Source organism: Shewanella sp. 5S214, assembly GCF_041439795.1.
In the GTDB taxonomy this organism is placed as follows: Bacteria; Pseudomonadota; Gammaproteobacteria; order Enterobacterales; family Shewanellaceae; genus Shewanella; species Shewanella vesiculosa.
In genome coordinates this window covers 1-16,763 of the sequence record NZ_JBGOOV010000024.1, presented here as the reverse complement: position 1 = coordinate 16,763, position 16,763 = coordinate 1, and the positions used below count along the sequence as shown (strand labels likewise).

15 protein-coding genes are annotated in these 16,763 nt (G+C 41.8%); 4 read left to right on the top strand and 11 right to left on the bottom strand.

Annotated elements, in window-relative coordinates:
* Window positions 1-7 precede the first annotated feature (7 nt).
* The 10 genes from ACED29_RS15435 to ACED29_RS15390 all read right to left on the bottom strand — a co-directional run bounded on the left by ACED29_RS15435 (window position 8) and on the right by ACED29_RS15390 (window position 11,320).
* On the bottom strand, window positions 8-2,671 hold the full coding sequence (locus ACED29_RS15435) for an EAL domain-containing protein (RefSeq protein WP_371698035.1): 2,664 nt from the start codon (window positions 2,669-2,671) through the stop codon (window positions 8-10).
* The gene (locus ACED29_RS15430; protein WP_371698034.1) at window positions 2,668-5,247 is read right to left on the bottom strand and encodes a chemotaxis protein CheB; all 2,580 of its coding nucleotides are present in this window, start codon (window positions 5,245-5,247) and stop codon (window positions 2,668-2,670) included. Before ACED29_RS15430 ends, ACED29_RS15435 begins: the two co-directional genes overlap by 4 nt.
* A 546-nt stretch (window positions 5,248-5,793) precedes the next feature.
* The gene (locus ACED29_RS15425; protein ID WP_371698033.1) at window positions 5,794-6,165 is read right to left on the bottom strand and encodes an MFS transporter; all 372 of its coding nucleotides are present in this window, start codon (window positions 6,163-6,165) and stop codon (window positions 5,794-5,796) included.
* Window positions 6,141-6,329 carry a hypothetical protein gene (locus ACED29_RS15420; RefSeq protein WP_371698032.1) on the bottom strand — a complete coding sequence of 63 codons (189 nt, stop codon included), beginning with the start codon at window positions 6,327-6,329 and terminating at the stop codon, window positions 6,141-6,143. The genes ACED29_RS15425 and ACED29_RS15420 overlap by 25 nt, the downstream gene beginning before the upstream one ends.
* Window positions 6,330-6,382: 53 nt before the next feature.
* Window positions 6,383-7,477, bottom strand: coding sequence for an NADH:flavin oxidoreductase/NADH oxidase (locus ACED29_RS15415; RefSeq protein ID WP_371698031.1), 1,095 nt, complete (start codon window positions 7,475-7,477; stop codon window positions 6,383-6,385).
* Between the two features lie 344 nt (window positions 7,478-7,821).
* Window positions 7,822-8,511 carry a GNA1162 family protein gene (locus tag ACED29_RS15410; RefSeq protein ID WP_371698030.1) on the bottom strand — a complete coding sequence of 230 codons (690 nt, stop codon included), beginning with the start codon at window positions 8,509-8,511 and terminating at the stop codon, window positions 7,822-7,824.
* A gap of 5 nt (window positions 8,512-8,516) precedes the next feature.
* Window positions 8,517-8,918, bottom strand: coding sequence for a DUF4810 domain-containing protein (locus ACED29_RS15405; RefSeq protein ID WP_371698029.1), 402 nt, complete (start codon window positions 8,916-8,918; stop codon window positions 8,517-8,519).
* Window positions 8,893-9,195 carry a hypothetical protein gene (locus tag ACED29_RS15400; RefSeq protein ID WP_371698028.1) on the bottom strand — a complete coding sequence of 101 codons (303 nt, stop codon included), beginning with the start codon at window positions 9,193-9,195 and terminating at the stop codon, window positions 8,893-8,895. Before ACED29_RS15400 ends, ACED29_RS15405 begins: the two co-directional genes overlap by 26 nt.
* Window positions 9,196-9,204: 9 nt before the next feature.
* On the bottom strand, window positions 9,205-10,176 hold the full coding sequence (locus ACED29_RS15395; protein WP_347690843.1) for a CsgG/HfaB family protein: 972 nt from the start codon (window positions 10,174-10,176) through the stop codon (window positions 9,205-9,207).
* Window positions 10,177-10,432: 256 nt separating this feature from the next.
* Window positions 10,433-11,320 (bottom strand): LysR family transcriptional regulator, encoded by an 888-nt coding sequence (locus ACED29_RS15390; protein ID WP_371698027.1) that lies wholly within the window; start codon window positions 11,318-11,320, stop codon window positions 10,433-10,435.
* A gap of 212 nt (window positions 11,321-11,532) precedes the next feature.
* Between ACED29_RS15390 and ACED29_RS15385 the strand changes: the two genes are divergently transcribed.
* From ACED29_RS15385 to ACED29_RS15370, 4 genes are all read left to right on the top strand, one after another.
* Complete coding sequence (locus ACED29_RS15385) at window positions 11,533-12,564, top strand: ATP-binding protein (RefSeq protein WP_371698026.1); 1,032 nt, start codon at window positions 11,533-11,535, stop codon at window positions 12,562-12,564.
* Window positions 12,565-13,263 carry a response regulator transcription factor gene (locus tag ACED29_RS15380; RefSeq protein WP_371698025.1) on the top strand — a complete coding sequence of 233 codons (699 nt, stop codon included), beginning with the start codon at window positions 12,565-12,567 and terminating at the stop codon, window positions 13,261-13,263. It begins immediately after the preceding gene.
* A gap of 90 nt (window positions 13,264-13,353) precedes the next feature.
* On the top strand, window positions 13,354-14,007 hold the full coding sequence (locus ACED29_RS15375) for a TrkA family potassium uptake protein (protein WP_124016106.1): 654 nt from the start codon (window positions 13,354-13,356) through the stop codon (window positions 14,005-14,007).
* Between the two features lies 1 nt (window position 14,008).
* Entirely contained in the window at window positions 14,009-15,373 is a 1,365-nt protein-coding gene (locus tag ACED29_RS15370) for a TrkH family potassium uptake protein (RefSeq protein ID WP_371698024.1), read from the top strand.
* Between the two features lie 295 nt (window positions 15,374-15,668).
* Here ACED29_RS15370 and ACED29_RS15365 read toward each other — a convergent pair whose 3' ends face one another.
* A complete protein-coding gene (locus ACED29_RS15365; protein ID WP_371698023.1) occupies window positions 15,669-16,553 on the bottom strand; it encodes a toll/interleukin-1 receptor domain-containing protein in 885 nt (294 codons plus the stop codon).
* Window positions 16,554-16,763: the final 210 nt, after the last annotated feature.

The following is a 16,763-nucleotide window of genomic DNA, read 5'->3' as shown; positions in this document are numbered from 1 at the left end:
ATTTTAATCATTGCCAACTCGCATCAGGCTTCCAGTTATTCATCCACGCGGGGATATCACAGGCAGGCATAGGTCTGGCAATCCCATAACCTTGTGCTAATTCACAGCCTAGTTGTAATAATGCAGTGCCATGTTCAACGGTTTCAACGCCTTCAGCAATCACGTCACGTTTAAATGATTTCGCTAGGGCGATTACGCCTTCAACAATGGCGAAATCATCAATATTACTCAACATGTCTTTGACAAAGCTCTGATCTATCTTAATCAAACTGGCAGGCAAGCGCCTAAGGTAAGTTAGCGACGAATAGCCAGTGCCGAAATCATCTAAAGCAAAATGGACACCTAGGCTCATGCAGTCATTCATGATAATTGACACATGATTAACATCTTCTAATGCGCTGGTTTCCAGCATCTCTAGCTCTAAATAGCGAGGCTCAACATTGGGGTGGGCAGCGAGAAGATCCGTTAACGTCTGTATGAAGCCAGGTTGCATTAATTGTACTGCCGCAATGTTAACACTAGTACTTACCGGGAGATCAAGCGCCATAGCTTGCCATTGGCCAATTTGTGTTAATGCGGTATCAATAACCCATTCACCTATTTCAATCATCATGGTGTGGTTTTCAATTACAGGCAAAAACTCGATTGGACTTAATAATCCGCGCTCTGGATGTTGCCAACGAATAAGCGCCTCAACGCCCACCACAGTACCTATCTTCATATTAACTTTAGGTTGGTAATAGAGGACAAAATGATGATGATCTAAAGCATAGCGAATAGCCTCTAGACTTTCTCGTTGGACTTTAACGGCATCATCTTGCGCGGTATCAAATAAATGATAACGATTCTTGCCGGATTCTTTAGCCATATACATAGCTTGGTCGGCATGCCTCATCAGTAAATCAGCATCTACATTATCTCGCGGATAAAGCGTAACACCAATACTGGCGGATATATTGAGTACCACACCACTAACGGTTACAGATTCTGACGCGGCCAATAATAACCGCTCCAATACGGGCTCACAATCTTCAACTTTGGTTAAATCGGCCAACACAGCGACAAATTCATCACCGCCAATACGGCTTAAGCTGTCACCTTCGCGAAGCGCCTCTTTCATCCGGATCGATAGTGCAATAAGCAGTTCATCACCGATATCATGCCCATAGGCATCGTTGACCGTTTTAAAACCATCTAAATCTAGAAATACCACCGCTAAAGACTGCCCGTGTCGACTGCACTGCAGCATGGCTTGAGATAATCTGTCTGCCAGCAATACCCGATTGGGCAAATTGGTCAGTACATCATAATGAGCAATACGTTCTAATTGTTCTTGATGCTGTTTCATCGGCGTAATGTCGCTCGCTAAAGAGACATAATGGGTCGTTATACCGTTTACATCACAAACTGCACTGATGGTCTGCATTACTGCATACACTTCATTATTTTTACGGTGATTCCAAATTTCGCCATACCAGTATCCTTCGCTGACGATGGCTTGCCACATATCAACATAGAACTCTGGTGATTGACGTTCTGACTTAAGAATACGAGGGGTTTTCCCTATGGCCTCTTCACGGCTGTAACCTGTGATGTCACTGAAGGTCTTATTGACTTCGATAATAAGGCCTTCAGCATCCGTGATCATAATGCTTTCACGAGCATGAGTGAATACCTTGGCGGCAAGGGCTAATTGTTTTACGCGCTGCTCTTTCTCTGCGTTGGCCAGAACTAACTCGTCTGCCCGCTTATCTTTCTCTTGGTTTTGAAAAGCCAGCTCTATGTTAGCAAGGGCTAATTCATTAGCACGTTGTTCTTTGTCTGCGTTGGCCAGAACCAACTCGTCTGCCCGCTTATCTTTCTCTTGGTTTTGAAAGGCCAGCTCTATGTTAGCAAGGGCTAATTCATTAGCACGTTGCTCTTTGTCTGCATTGGCCAGAACCAACTCGTCTGCCCGCTTATCTTTCTCTTGGTTTTGAAAGGCCAGCTCTATGTTAGCAAGGGCTAATTCATTAGCACGTTGCTCTTTGTCTGCATTGGCCAGAACCAACTCATCTGCCCGCTTATCTTTCTCTTGGTTTTGAAAGGCGAGCTCTTTGTTAGCTCGGTTTTGACTATCTTCAGCTTGTTTTCTATCACTGATGTCAATCATAGCGGCAAGACAGTCTGTGCCTGTGATACCGAGATTAGCCTCAATATCGAGCCAAAGCGTATTATTACTCACTTGGCCTAATACTTCGCAAGATTGAATACCACTACCGCTAAAGGCTTTTCCTAAGCAACGTTTAAAAATTTCACGATATTGTGCTGTGACATAGTGTGAAAACGGTTTGCCGACTAAGTGATCACGATCAATACCCAATAGGCTGGCACCTCGTAAATTGACTTGACTAATCATGCCATTGAGATCAAATACAAAGTAAGCAATCGGTGCAAATTCAAATAACTCGGTGTAACGATAATATAACCGTTCTGTTATCCGAGCTTGCTTTAACTCCTCATTTTGCATTTCCAATTCAATCTGATGAACCTGCAACTCATGGAGCATCTTTTTGGCTTCATAGTCACTAGAAGGAGATTGCGTATCACTAGTTTGTTTTTTCAGTTTAGCTTCCGCACGCTCACGTAGCACTTTGGTAGACGGCTTGGCTGACTTAGGAGTAGTCTTCATAAGCTAGGCCTGATCTTACGTAACTCTGATTCAAGCAGCTTGGCTTCACTGATATCGGTAAAGGTGATCACCACACCATCAATTACATCATCTTGGGTACGGTAAGGCATGATACGGACTTTGAACCAGCGTTGGTTTTTAGCGGTTATTTCTTTTTCGATGAAGATAAGCGTCTTCAATACTTCCTTTGAATCCTCTTGTAGCAGGACATAATCTAATTCCGTAACGATATCAGACAACGCACGGCCCACATCACTTTGGATAAGCTTAAATAAATGCGTCGCATAGTTAGTGAAGCGGCGAACATGCAGTTCATTATCCAGAAAAATGGTGGCAATTTGAGTACTATTAAGCAGATTTTTCATGTCGTTATTGACCCATGACAAATCATCCACTTTTGATTGCAGCTCATTATTGACGGTTTGCAATTCTTCATTCATTGACTGCATCTCTTCTTTGGATGTGGTCAATTCTTCATTGGTGGATTGCAATTCCTCATTGGCAGATTGCAGCTCTTCATTGGCAGACCTTAGCTCTTCTTGAGAAGATTGCATTTGTTCGCGAAGCGATTGTATTTCGTCATAGGCCTGTTGCAGTTCGGCCTGAGTTTCTTTGGCTAGTGAATCGCTTTTTCTACGCGGATATGGGGGCGGTTTCGCCACCTCAGTGAAGACCACCATCATCAAGCCGAGCAAAGCTTTTGGTTTAGAAATAGCTTGTACGGTTAAATTGATCGTACATGTGTCTATGCTTAGGTTTTTAATGATTACGGGATCGACTTGCATCTGGGCATTCTTCATAGCCAGATCAAGTTGATATTGCAGTTCTTCACGCACCATCACATGAATATTCCAGTTGGCTTTTCCTGCCGCGGGTTCTAAATATTTTCCAGTGCGGCCATTAATATAAATAATGTCACCTGCCGCATTAACCAAAACCGCTGCTGGAGAAAAGTGCTGTAGGAGAAGTTGATCTGCCTGCATTTGTAGATTAGTAATCGTTGTAGTCATCTTACTGGTTCTCTCAGGTTCACTTTCTACCAAAGATATAATCGGAAATATCCTGGGTAAAAAGTCGACTTCCGTCTGCGGTGCAGGGCCATCAATGCGGGTGTATATGCGTGTATTTTCTTTGAGCTCTGAGAACAACGAGGTGTAATGACCAATGGTTTCAGCACTTCCCAAAATTAACATACCTTGAGAAGTTAATGAGTAGTGGAACAAGGGGATTAACTTCTTTTGTAATTCCGGTCCCAAATAAATCAGCAGATTACGACAGGTAACAATATCTAACTTAGTGAACGGTGGATCCATGATGATATTTTGTGGCGCAAAAATGACCATGTCTCGAATGCGCTTATTAATGCGATAACCACTTCCATCTTTAATGAAGTATCGATTCAATTGCTCTGGCGAGACATCAGCCTCAATACTTGCTGGGTAATAACCTTTTCGTGCAACATTGATGGCATCCTCACCAAGATCAGTTGCAAATACCTGTAGTGTGAAATGCCCTTTTGGCTTAACGTCATCCAATACATCCATAATCGTCATCGCAAGCGAGTAAGCCTCCTCGCCGGTAGAACAAGCCGTTACCCATGCTCTAAGTTGTTTACCTTGTGGATAATGAGCCAACAGTGCAGGAAGTGAGACGCGCTTAAGCTGCGCCCACACTTTTTGGTCTCGAAAAAAATGAGTAACGCCTATCAATATTTCTTTGAACAGCAGGTCTTGCTCTTGCGGATTATCACGCAAATAGTGCGCGTAGAGTTCAATGTTTTTAAGCTGATGCAAATCCATACGTCTTTCTATACGACGATAGATAGTATTTTTCTTGTACAGTGAAAAGTCATTACCACTGCGTCCACGTAAGATAATAATGATCCGCTCAAGCGCGCTTGTTGACATGAGCTCCGCACTCGATTCAAAATCGTTTGGTACACCGCGAGGGCTATGTTTGAGAAAAGCGATAATCTGTTCTGGTAAAGCTTCAGCAGGAGCAACGATGTCAGCCAGTCCAGTATTAATCGCGCTATAAGGCATTGAATCAAATTTGGCAAACTCAGGTGACTGCACCACAGACACCCCAGCATTCTCTTTAATGGCGCGTAAACCTAGGGTGCCATCAGACCCCATACCAGACAAAATAACCCCTACAGCCCGCTCATTCTGATCATTAGCCAAGGCCCGAAAAAAGAAATCAATCGGTAAACGCAATCCGCGACTGGCGGTTGGATCAAGTAGAAATAGCGATCCGTGAAGCATAGATAAATCTTTATTAGGTGGTATCACATATACACAGTTCGGCTTAACTTCCATCCCATTGCTGGCTTGGGTGACTTTCATTAAGGTGGTGCGTTGCAAAAGCTCAGGCATAATGCTTTTGCGAGTTGGGTCAAGGTGTTGAATAACAACAAATGCAATGCTGCTGGGAGTTAATACATGGGAAAAAAAATCTGCCAATGCTTCCAAGCCACCAGCTGAAGCACCAATACCCACAATGATAGGTGTATTCACCACAGCCAACCTACTGTAATCCTTAAGTGGCTTAGTCAATGTTTTACTTTGGTTTTTCATTGGGTGAGCTTTTTATTATGCATGCATTGATTGTAGACGAATTAATCAGACAAGTATGTCAACTCAATCACTGCGGGACAGTAATTTACCCATTAAGCATACCTTTGGCCTAAATATGAGTGACTTTATTAACGCAGACCTTTGTTTGTTGATAAAAAGCGTCTAAGTTTGTGCGTGAAACGGTGAGGCGGTTTATTTTTAAAAGTGCTTAGCTTGTACTTTTAGCGGTCAAATAAATTGAACACCGTTTTCGATTTTTTTCTTAAGGTTATGAGTACCGAAAACGGATAAAAGCTACAGAGCTAAGTGATTGAGGCCATATCTCTGAGGCGGTCGAAAACAGTAAACCTTCAGGATCCATCCATTAAATTCATTTAAAAATCAAATTTATAAATACTTAGGTATATATTTATTACACTCTGCCGCAGCAATTGATTGTATTTAATTGATGCTCTAAACAAGCTTTGAGACATAACAGTGAGGGGGTAAAGATGCCTGAGTTTGAGGGAAAACGGTTGGTGTATCTCCCCTCTTGGTTATATGAACTTAGACATGCACCTGTTTTTGACTATTTGAACTACTTAGCGCCGATATTCTCATAAATAGAATGAGTGCCAACAATGGCAAAGCACTGCCAATTGCCGCGACGTAAATCCAACCACCATGGGCATACACAACACTGGCCAATATAGAACCAAGGGCGCCACCAATAAAAATACTCGTCATATATAGTGCATTCAAACGACCACGACTGTGTGGATCAAGTGTGTAGACGGCTCGCTGACCTAGCACCATATTCATTTGCACGGCAAAGTCGAGTAATACGCCGGTTAGCGCCAGAAATATCACGCCATGCGGCAGGTTAAAAAACCCCGGAACAAAACTAATCACGGCTAGCACCATGGCAAACTTTGACATTTTTCGATGTGCCCCGCATCCGCCATTCGTCCTGCAATAGGCGCAGCAACAGCACCAATAGCCCCAACTAATGCAAACAACGCAATTTGCGTTTGGCTTAACCCGTAGACAGATGACAACAGTAATGGCGCAGCGGTCCAAAACAAGCTGAATGATGCAAACATTAACCCTTGATACAAAGCACGCTGGCGCAATAAGGGATAGCGCTTAAATGGCACTACTTAATAGGCGAAGGCATACCATGAGGTGACGAGCGAAGATACTGCGGTGGTGCAGTCACTTGTGCCCCTAATTCAGCGGCCGCATGCCAAACCCAATGTGGGTTGTAAAGGATCCCTCGAGCTAATGCCACGGCATCGGCCTTGCCAGTGGCGATGATCTCATCGGCCGCCTTTGGCTTGTCTATTAAGCCCACCGCAATAACCGGGATATCAACAGCGTGTTTTATGGCGTCAGCAAATGGCACCTGAAACTCTGGTGCAACGGGGATCTGTTGTTGAGGACTTAATCCTGCTGTGCTGACATGAATAAACTGACAACCCTTAACGGTAAGGGCTTTGGCTAATATAATACTTTGCTCAAGATCCCAGCCACCATCGACCCAATCGGTAGCTGAAATACGCACCCCAAGCGTGATCTTATCGGATACTGCAGCGCGGATGGCATCAATGATCTCGAGCAATAAACGCATACGGTTCTCAATGCTACCACCGTATTGGTCATCACGTTGATTCGACAATGGAGATAAAAATTGATGGATTAAATATCCATGGGCAGCATGCACTTCGATGGCATCAATGCCTAATCGCTCTGCACGTTTAGCCGCTGCGGCAAAATCTGCCACAATATGACCAATATCAATAATGCTGGCGGCTTCTGGTCGCGGTCCATCAAGGGTAAACGGTATTGGTGAGGGGGCAACGGGTTGCCATCCGTTCGGTTGATCAACAGCGATAATATTGCCACCATCCCATGGTTTTTGAGTTGATGCCTTACGGCCAGCATGTGACAACTGAATGGCAATGGGCATAGTGGAATAACGGCGAGCAACAGCCAATGATTTAGCGATTGCCTGCTCTGTTCTATCGTCCCATAATCCCAAATCGGCATAGGTAATACGCCCAGTAGGATTGACCGCCGTGGCTTCAAGAATGAACAATCCTGCACCAGATAATGCAAATCGTCCCCAATGCAAAGTATGCCAATCCGTTGCGGCGCCTTCATCTGCTGAATACTGACACATTGGCGCAATAATGACTCGGTTTTCCAAAGTTAACTGACCCATTTTCAGGGATTCAAACAAATGACTCATAAAAAGGTTTCCTTGTTGATATCATATTTAGCTAGTGAGTGAGTGGTCATGTTTAGTTATTTTTTGGCAATTTGAAATATTATCATCAGCAATTTTGGTAGGCGACATTTGCTTTGTATAAAAAAGAGACAACCTCTAATCTTAACCAACAATAATTAGCTTGATAATATGCAGCAAGCCATTCCATAGCCATTCTTATATAGTGATTTTCATATTTAATAGAGTGAGAGAAAAAAATTTCTTGAGTTAGTTTTGGATTTGCGATGAAGTATTATGCAAGGTGAAAGAAAGGCAATTTAGTCTTAAAAATAGGCCTCAACGAAAGTTAAGGCCTATGATAAATATTACTTAGTTTGTTGAATAATCTTTATATCTTGATCTTTTAAATACTGTGGGTGATAAGGACCGACTGGTACACTATAGATAAAACGTGCATTAGCTTGCTTAGCATAAGTTGTATAATCAGCCGAGGCAGTATTTATGGCAGTTACAATTGCATTAGCCAATAGGCCAACTAATCCGCCACCACCTGAGTTTCCAGACAGATCGACCACTACCGTACCAGTGTAACTCCATAAAACTTCAGATGTCTTGGTTGACTTAATTTCAGCTTCGATTGATACCGTCAAATTAGATGCAACCACAGCGTAAGATGTGTCCCACTTCACAATCTTTGTAAACAGTACGGCATCAGCACCAAAGTACTCTTGGAATTTATTCAGTGGGATATCGTAAACCAGCTCACTGTCATAGATCCCTTGCTCTTTTAATACAGCTGCTGTCAGCTCATATGGGAATGTGTAGTAACCATGAAAAGCAACAGGCATTTCCACCGTTGTTGAATAGTAATCCTTTGCATCAGCAGCTGTACTTAAATTGATAGGTGGCATGATCAATAACGACTTTGGTTTTTCTGTGTACATCCCAGGAAATTCTGTGCCTTTCGTCACATAAGTTGGTGAAACACAGGCCGTCAGCAATGTCGAAGCAAAAACGAGCACCAAAACAGGTTTTAATAGATTGAACAGAGACATTGTACTTATCCTTGCACGTTAGCTTTTTTAATAAGGTTATTCATAAACACTTCAGCTTCTGGGTAGATCTTTTTCTCAAGCTCAAAGTACTCCACCGCTTTATTGTTATCATTCGCTTTTAGGTGAATAAAGCCCAAGTTGGCATATACTCCAGGCGGCACTCGCAGTGATTGTTCGCTCGATTTTGTGATGATGTTTTCTAATGATGATTTCCATTTAACAGTATTTTCATCACCCGCATCACGCTTCAATGCGTAAAAACTTTCAGAGTAATCACCATATTCGTACATCGGTTTTTGGGTTGCGGCGCAACCACTTAATAAGATCGTAAATCCAAGTAGACCGACTAATTTCATTTTCATCAAAGCAATTTCCGTATTGTTATGGAATATAAATTTCTTTTTCATGACCGTCGCCAAGCAAAAGCTCACGTTTAACGATTATCTGACTATCGCGGGTGATTACGATAATATGCTTACCAGGTGAAATACGATATTGGTTTGCAATGCCTGTTTTAGTCACCGTAAATGCAGGTACATTATCAATTGAGACTTCAACGCCTTCAGCAGCACCGGTAAAATACAAATATGACGCTGCGGCTTCAGATTTAATGCCACTGTTATACCCACATCCAGATGCAACAAATAAGATTACACTGACGATAAGCAATTTAATTAAGTTCATCATGGATCCTTATTTCATTTCTTGGATAAATAAGCCGGTATAATCCTGAGCTTTTATGTATTGATCAAGGTTACCACTGACTATCGTGCCAAAAGACACTTCTGACTCTGGTGTATCACCGAATGAAGCCGTTACTTCAATCACCCCAATGACTTTACCTGGTAGTGTAATTAACATACCCGTTTGGGGGTTTTTGACTTTTTTACCTTCTTTGATGATCTCAAATTGGGTACCCTGTGTGATGTTTTGTGATGCGCCACCAGAGATAATCAAGCTACCTTCTTCATAAGATAAAATGTATGACTGCCAAGGTTTGTCTAGCATGTTTTCAATGATATTTGAGGCAAGATTGGTTATGGCGACATCTAACACTTTATCGTTGAGTGAGCTGTCGTAGCCGGCTTTGTCACCTACCCCCATCACAGATCCGGCTTCTGAATAGGCGATACCTTTTCCTTCTTCTGAGTAGATGATCTGGCCCGTGGCAACGTTAACAATGCGGATACTCACTTTGGCATTAGCTTCTTGTTTTTTTACCCTTGAAAAGACACCTACATCACTGACTTCTTTGCGGCCGAACTCGGTAATTGAACCTACAATCAGGTAATCAGCGGCATTCTTAAGTGTCGAGTTCCCCCCCATCGCAAGTTCCTTTTCAATTTGTCCAAGATCAGCTCTTTCGAGCATAATAAATTTGCCCGTTTGAAATAATTTTGAGGACAAAATATCCATTGCTTGTTTACCGATGCGATTGTTGTCTTCATCAATAAAAAAGCCTTGCCCGTAAGTGGTCTCATTGGTGAATCGACCTATGGCAACTTTGCGTTTTAATGACTTGGTATTTAAGGCTGCTTCAGTTTGTGTTGCACTTATTGCCGCTGCGGGTTGCGCAGTGGTGACAACTTGTTTCTTATTGACTGTTGCACAAGCAGTTGTTAGGGAAGCACACATAACAAAAATAAGCGGTAAGGCTTTGTTCATTATATTAATATCCTTATAAATTATATGGACAGAAATGTTATCACCTTGCTAGTCACGGGTCTATCGGTGAAATTTCAAATGATGATTTTTTATCTTATTTTGAGTAGTGATTCAAACTTAGAGGTGATTTTAATCAGAAACTTTAAAGGAATAACTATCACAGCAGAATATCGACTGGACGCAAAACACCATTGCTTATTTTGCAACACTCGCCCGTAGCGTATATCAGTTTATGAACCTGTGAGTTAATCGCTGATTATGTAACGATCTCTCTAATAAAATCGATAAACGCATTAACCCTTCTCGAACCACGATGATTAGGTAAATATAAGGCCGAAATTGCTGCACTGGAACTGTTGGGATTTACTTGATATGACGTCAGTAAACTGATCATTTGACCACTATTAATGTCTTGTTGAATTAACCAATCTGGTAATAAAGCAATACCATGGCCTGATAACACCACTTCTCTGATCACTTCAACATTATTGGTCTTTAGCTTACCTTTAATAGGGATCCGTTGCTCTTCGTCTTCAGACAAAAACGTCCAGACCAGCTGACTACTAAAGCGCAAACATTGGTGATGTAACAAATCTGCTGGTTGCTGTGGCAGGCCATATTGTTTTATATACTCTGGACTGGCAACCACTAGCCGTCGAAACTGACCTAGGGGTCGACTGATTAACTCTTCGGTCGGTGCAGCAGAGCCCAACCTGATGGAGAGATCGATGCGCTGGGTAAATAAATCAGTAATGTCATCACTGAGCTGCAAATCCAAATCTAATTTGGGGTATTGATGCAAAAAACGGCCAATGTGTGGTGCAATAACAAAACCGCCAAATGTTGTTGGCACTGTCACGCGCAGTGGACCTGATGCCTCATCTTGGCTGTCTTTTATTTGTTCATCGGCATCTAACACGCTGTCGAGAATTTTCCTCGCACTCATGTAATAAGCCATGCCCGCATCAGACACGGTAATTTGACGAGTTGAACGGTTTAACAGCACGGTACCGAGCTCAGATTCAAGCGAATCGACCATGCGGGTTACCGATGACGTAGCCACCGAAAGATTGCGAGCCGCCGATGAAAATCCCTTCGCATCAACTGTCTCAACAAACATTTTCAACGCCAGTAATTTATCCATCTAAGATCGTACTACCTCATTGTGGTTTCTAACTTATTCAACGCGACTTAGGTTATCACCACGATAAAAATAGCCGTTACACGCTATTTTGCAGTGTAGCCTACTGCTCTATTGTATTCAGTACAATTGATAATTTTACGGTTTTTTTACGCGATATACTGCTTATCATTTGATATTGTTACTTCACTGAATTTTAAGTGATAAACAGCATTATGTGGGCAAATTTAATTTCAACTCGCTATATTTTTAGTTTTGTAGTGCTATTTTTGGTATTAACAAGTACCTGGATTATCGATTATGTATGGGGTTCACCAGCTGTAATATTATTGCTATTACAATTGGCAATCGTGGTTATCGCGTTGCAATGTAGCATCAAGCTTGCCTATTTTTCTGCCATCATTGAAGCATTAAGCTTCAATTTTTTGTTCACCACGCCGCGTTATTCACTACAAATGTTCAACATTAACGACATCATGAATTTACTGGTGTTTATTTTTGTGGCATTTGCTACCAGCAAACTAGCGCAACATTATCGTCGTCAACAGCATGAATTAAAGCAGGCGCAACTTAGAAATAGTATCTTGTTGTCTGTGTCTCACGATCTGAGAACGCCACTGGCGACCATTATTGGCACATTAACGACACTCAAAGAATACATGGCTAAACTTAGCGAGTTTGAAAAGCAGGAGTTGCTCGATAGTGCAACAGCTGAAAGTCATCGATTACATCAATACATTGAAAATTTACTGCAAGCAACCAGGATGCAGCATGGAACATTGACGTTTAAAAAACTGCCTGTATCTATTATTAGTGTGATTGATCGTGTTGTTGAACGTTTTAGCGATGGCTCGAACCGAATTGCCTTGAACACGGAAAAGGTTTCGCAGTTATACATTAGTAGCTCATTGATTGAGCAGGCGATATTTAATGTTGTTGATAATGCCCTCCGATATTCCCCGAAAAATAAATCTGTCAGTATCAGCCTTTATTGCGCCCAAGATTATGTTCATATTGATGTCCAAGATCATGGCCAAGGCATTGATCCCAAATACGCAGACAATATATTTGAGCTTTTTTATTCAAGCCACGATCACCAACCTAGTGACTCTGGCAGTGGATCGGGTATTGGACTTGCCGTTTCAAAAGGGATAATTGCCGCGCATCAAGGCCATATTTCATTCATTCCTGTTGAGCAAGGCTGTTTAATCCGCATTGCGCTCCCCATAAGTAAACGTGAGGCATAAATGACTTATAAAATACTGGTCGTTGATGATGAACCGCAAATTCATACCTTTATTCGTATTTCGTTAACGGCTGAAGGTTATTGCTATGTTGGTGCGCAGTCTATTGAAGAAGCTAAAACTATATTCAATCAACAGCGTCCTGAAGTGATTATTTTAGACTTAGGTTTACCTGATGGAGATGGCATAGATTTCCTTAACTATGTCCGCCACAGCAGCAAAACACCTGTGCTTATTTTGACAGCAAGAGATCAAGAAGACGAAAAAATCCGCTTATTAGAGGCTGGAGCAAACGATTATCTGATCAAACCCTTTGGTGTAAGAGAATTAATCGCACGTATTAAGGTATTAGTGAGAGATTTAGTCATCAATGAGCCTGTCACAGATGTAATCAAACATGGGGCATTAAGCTTACAAAAAAGTACTCATCAGTTCTGGATTAATGGTAATGAATTAGCGTTAACAAAAAAAGAGTTCGCCTTTATTGAGCTCTTACTGGCTCAGCCGGGAAATCTGGTTAAGCAAGAAGTCCTGCTCAAACGGATTTGGGGACCAAGTCATCAGGAGGACACTCATTATCTGAGAATTATGGTTAGCCAATTACGTAAAAAACTCAATAACACTGTTGAGCAACCATTTATCAAAACCGAAGCCGGATTAGGTTATCGATTAAATATAGTGGCGGAACCTGATGATCAGTGATCGCTCGGTATATCAAGTTATCGATCGGGCTATCAAGTTATCGATCGGGCTATTTCGTTTTCTTTTTATCAACAAAAATACAGGTCATAAATGGCACATTTTACAGTAATTGGCTTAGGCCGTTTTGGAGTGTCAGCTTCTTTAGAGCTGATCCATTTAGGGCACACGGTAACAGGCGTGGATCTTGACCCTAAAATTGTCGAGAAATACGCAGAAGATCTAACCGAGTCGGTTATATGCGACTCTTCAGATGAGAGCGTTTTGAGGGAGCTTAATCTGTGTACGAGTGAGGCGGTGTTGGTGGCAATTGGAGAGGACATGCAATCAAGTTTGCTCTGTACTCTGGCCCTTAAAAATATTGGTGTTAAAAATATATGGGTAAAAGCCAGTACCAAAGCCCATCATACTATTGTGTCTAAACTCGGAGTACAAAGGATCATTCATCCCGAAGATGAAATGGGCATTCGAGTGGCTCAGTCACTCAATTATCCTATGGTGAATAATTATCTTGCCATTGGTCATGGCATTTATGTTGTGGAGATCCATATAAAACAGATCCTCAACGGTCAGACATTATCGCAAGTATTAGGCGACGTAAAAAACACCATTAAGCCAATAATGGTTAAACGGGAGGAAACTATTTTCTCTCAGCTCGAGCCTTTATTTGTATTACAGGCTAACGACATCTTGCTGCTGTGTGGCACGCGTGCTCAATTAAAATACGTTGCGCCAAGGCTGGTATAACATGATTTTATGGCATCCCTCTATCACGCCTATTGAGCGAAAACCCAAAGCGGGTAAGAAATTATTTGCAGCACCGCCGCTTATCTTATGTGGCAGCTTTGTCGTATTAATCTTGCTAGGGTCAGTGTTATTAAAATTACCGATAGCCACTTATGTCCCAATAAGCTGGCTTCAAAGTATCTTCACTGCCACCTCAGCGGTAACGGTAACAGGATTAGTCGTTGTTGATACTGGCACGGCTTTCACGCCTTTTGGTCAGATTGTTATTGCCATATTAATTCAATGTGGTGGTTTGGGTTTGATGACGTTTGCCATTGTGACCTTAATCGCATTAGGGGGTAAGATTGGCTTTTTACAAAGTACTGTCGCACGAGAAGCATTTAATCAAACCGACTCGTCAACCTTAGTTTCAACAGCGAAATCAGTGATCATTTTTGCGCTCATTGTTGAATGCATTGGTATGCTAATTTTGACCCTGTATTGGCGTAATGAATTAGGTTGGGAAAAAAGCCTATTTCATGGCTTTTTTTATACTATAAGTGCATTTAACAATGCTGGTTTTGCACTCAGTGCGGACAGCTTGATGCCTTACGTTGATGATGTAGTGGTGAATATAACAATTACGTCGCTGTTTGTTATTGGCGGACTAGGATTTTCTGTTTGGATTGATCTTAATCGAAATCGAAAATGGGCGCGTTTAACTGTCTATAGCAGAATGATGATCTTGGGAACCATTTTCATTAATGCAATCGCTGTTATCCTGATTTACCTTATTGAATATGATAACCCAAATACATTAGCGCCACTGAGCGAGTCTGGAAAATGGTTAGCGTCTTGGTTTCAAGCATTAACCCCCAGAACTGCGGGCTTTAATACACTGGCGATTGATCAACTTGAAGATGCAACTACGGCAGTCATGTTGATGTTAATGTTTATCGGTGGCGGCTCGATGAGTACCGCAAGTGGCATAAAAGTGGTGACATTTATGATTTTAATATTAGCCACTTACTCCTATTTTAGGCGTGATGAAGCGGTTTACGTGTTTAAACGTGAAATTCCAAAAGAAACCGTCAGCAAAGCGTTTGCATTAACCATCATGTCTATCGGAGTCAGTTGTTTAGCCATATTCTCTCTGTTACTCAGTGAGAAAGCCCCTATGTTGGATATCATTTTTGAGGCAATCTCGGCCCTAGGTACAGTTGGCTTATCAAGAGGTTTAACTGCCAATCTGTCTAGCGCTGGCGAACTTATCATTATCTTCCTGATGTTTATGGGACGCTTAGGACCGTTAACATTGGCCTATTTCCTCGCGAGCCCTCGGATTACTAAGCTTCGTTATCCATCAACCAAACTGGCTATTGGATAACTTATATCAACAAAGGTTAGACAACGAATATCACTCATGTACGACCATAGTAAAACTTGATAAAAATTAAGTTTCATCAAAGGTAATAACGCAATAGTTTCATAAATTATCCGAGGACGAATGTCATTTTTTGATAATAAAGTTTGATCACTTTCAAACTCACTTTTGACATTTCCGAGTTGGAACATTAATGTTAATTCGTGAGTTTTAGGTTAAATTTCCTATGTGTAACGTTTGGTTAAGGGGCGGGCTTTAGCCCGTCCCAGAGAGCGAAGCGAACGATTTGAACCATTTGTTAAGTTTCTGTAATGTCAATTACATGTTCGGGTAAAAATATTACTTCATCATCAAGAAATAGATAATCTTGCTCACTTGCTGATACAGGCATGTTGTTGAGTATGCCTTTATAATATGGGCCGACCTTACCGGTTACTATGACCCACATGCGTTCACCGAACGTACCATCATCATCTGGATCGGATGGGTCGGATGGAACTTTAATAATAAATATAAGTTTAACGATGTCGCCTGCCTCTAGCGTCTGTCTATCTTCCTCTGTCGGCATATCAAAAGTTTCTGGAGTTCTATGGTGTTGAGCCAGCCCACTTCGGAGTTCATAGCCATCTAAATCTAATGTTGCCAAGCGCAATTCAGTAAAGTCTGCTGCTTCTTGCGCCCCCCATTTAGGCCGCTTCCCAATTTCTGGAATCGTATGCAGTGGCTCGTTAAATATGGTGCGTAAAAGAAGCTCGATAGAGCCTTCGATTGCATCCTCTGCTCTCATATCAATAGCGAATATTCCAGAAAAATGGGGCGGTATCGAGCAATCCGCTCCTGGTTCAAATCCTCCGCCGCGTACTACAGGAATAAATTTTTCACGCTGTACCCCAGCAGCAATATGTCCCGATATGATCTGTTGCTCGTAACCCACACCACCCTGGCGTTTCATGGATTTTTCATAGTAATTTGGTGTGCAAACAATAATGACATGGCCGCACTCTACTATTTCCCGCTCCATGAATTGGGTAAGGCTTTGGCCTGGCTTCACATGCCATTGATCAAGCTTGACATCTACACCATTCATTCTAAGGCGTTGCGCTATTTCTCGAACCCATGTTTTATGTTCTTCGGAATCCCAAGAATAAGAGATCAATGCGTTTGGGATTTCATCGTTGCTCAAATTTATCCCCTTGAAACTTACAGCGTATTAGCGAGAATTCCGATAAACATCCTGAGAAGCTCACCAAAACTCAACATCCATACTGCTTTAATTATTAATAATTTTAGTAACTTATCAGCTTAAATAACCCAAATCAATCACCTTTTAGTCTAGGCAAAAGCGAGAATTTAGATAATCGAGAATAATACAAACTCGTTATGTAGAGCAGAT

Excerpts from the sequence above, each read along its gene's own strand:
- ACED29_RS15435 (WP_371698035.1), bottom strand. The coding sequence starts at position 2,671 with ATGAAGACTACTCCTAAGTCAGCCAAGCCGTCTACCAAAGTGCTACGT.
- ACED29_RS15430 (WP_371698034.1), bottom strand. The coding sequence starts at position 5,247 with ATGAAAAACCAAAGTAAAACATTGACTAAGCCACTTAAGGATTACAGT.
- ACED29_RS15425 (WP_371698033.1), bottom strand. The coding sequence starts at position 6,165 with ATGTCAAAGTTTGCCATGGTGCTAGCCGTGATTAGTTTTGTTCCGGGG.
- ACED29_RS15420 (WP_371698032.1), bottom strand. The coding sequence starts at position 6,329 with ATGTTTGCATCATTCAGCTTGTTTTGGACCGCTGCGCCATTACTGTTG.
- ACED29_RS15415 (WP_371698031.1), bottom strand. The coding sequence starts at position 7,477 with ATGAGTCATTTGTTTGAATCCCTGAAAATGGGTCAGTTAACTTTGGAA.
- ACED29_RS15410 (WP_371698030.1), bottom strand. The coding sequence starts at position 8,511 with ATGTCTCTGTTCAATCTATTAAAACCTGTTTTGGTGCTCGTTTTTGCT.
- ACED29_RS15405 (WP_371698029.1), bottom strand. The coding sequence starts at position 8,918 with ATGAAAAAGAAATTTATATTCCATAACAATACGGAAATTGCTTTGATG.
- ACED29_RS15400 (WP_371698028.1), bottom strand. The coding sequence starts at position 9,195 with ATGAACTTAATTAAATTGCTTATCGTCAGTGTAATCTTATTTGTTGCA.
- ACED29_RS15395 (WP_347690843.1), bottom strand. The coding sequence starts at position 10,176 with ATGAACAAAGCCTTACCGCTTATTTTTGTTATGTGTGCTTCCCTAACA.
- ACED29_RS15390 (WP_371698027.1), bottom strand. The coding sequence starts at position 11,320 with ATGGATAAATTACTGGCGTTGAAAATGTTTGTTGAGACAGTTGATGCG.
- ACED29_RS15385 (WP_371698026.1), top strand. The coding sequence starts at position 11,533 with ATGTGGGCAAATTTAATTTCAACTCGCTATATTTTTAGTTTTGTAGTG.
- ACED29_RS15380 (WP_371698025.1), top strand. The coding sequence starts at position 12,565 with ATGACTTATAAAATACTGGTCGTTGATGATGAACCGCAAATTCATACC.
- ACED29_RS15375 (WP_124016106.1), top strand. The coding sequence starts at position 13,354 with ATGGCACATTTTACAGTAATTGGCTTAGGCCGTTTTGGAGTGTCAGCT.
- ACED29_RS15370 (WP_371698024.1), top strand. The coding sequence starts at position 14,009 with ATGATTTTATGGCATCCCTCTATCACGCCTATTGAGCGAAAACCCAAA.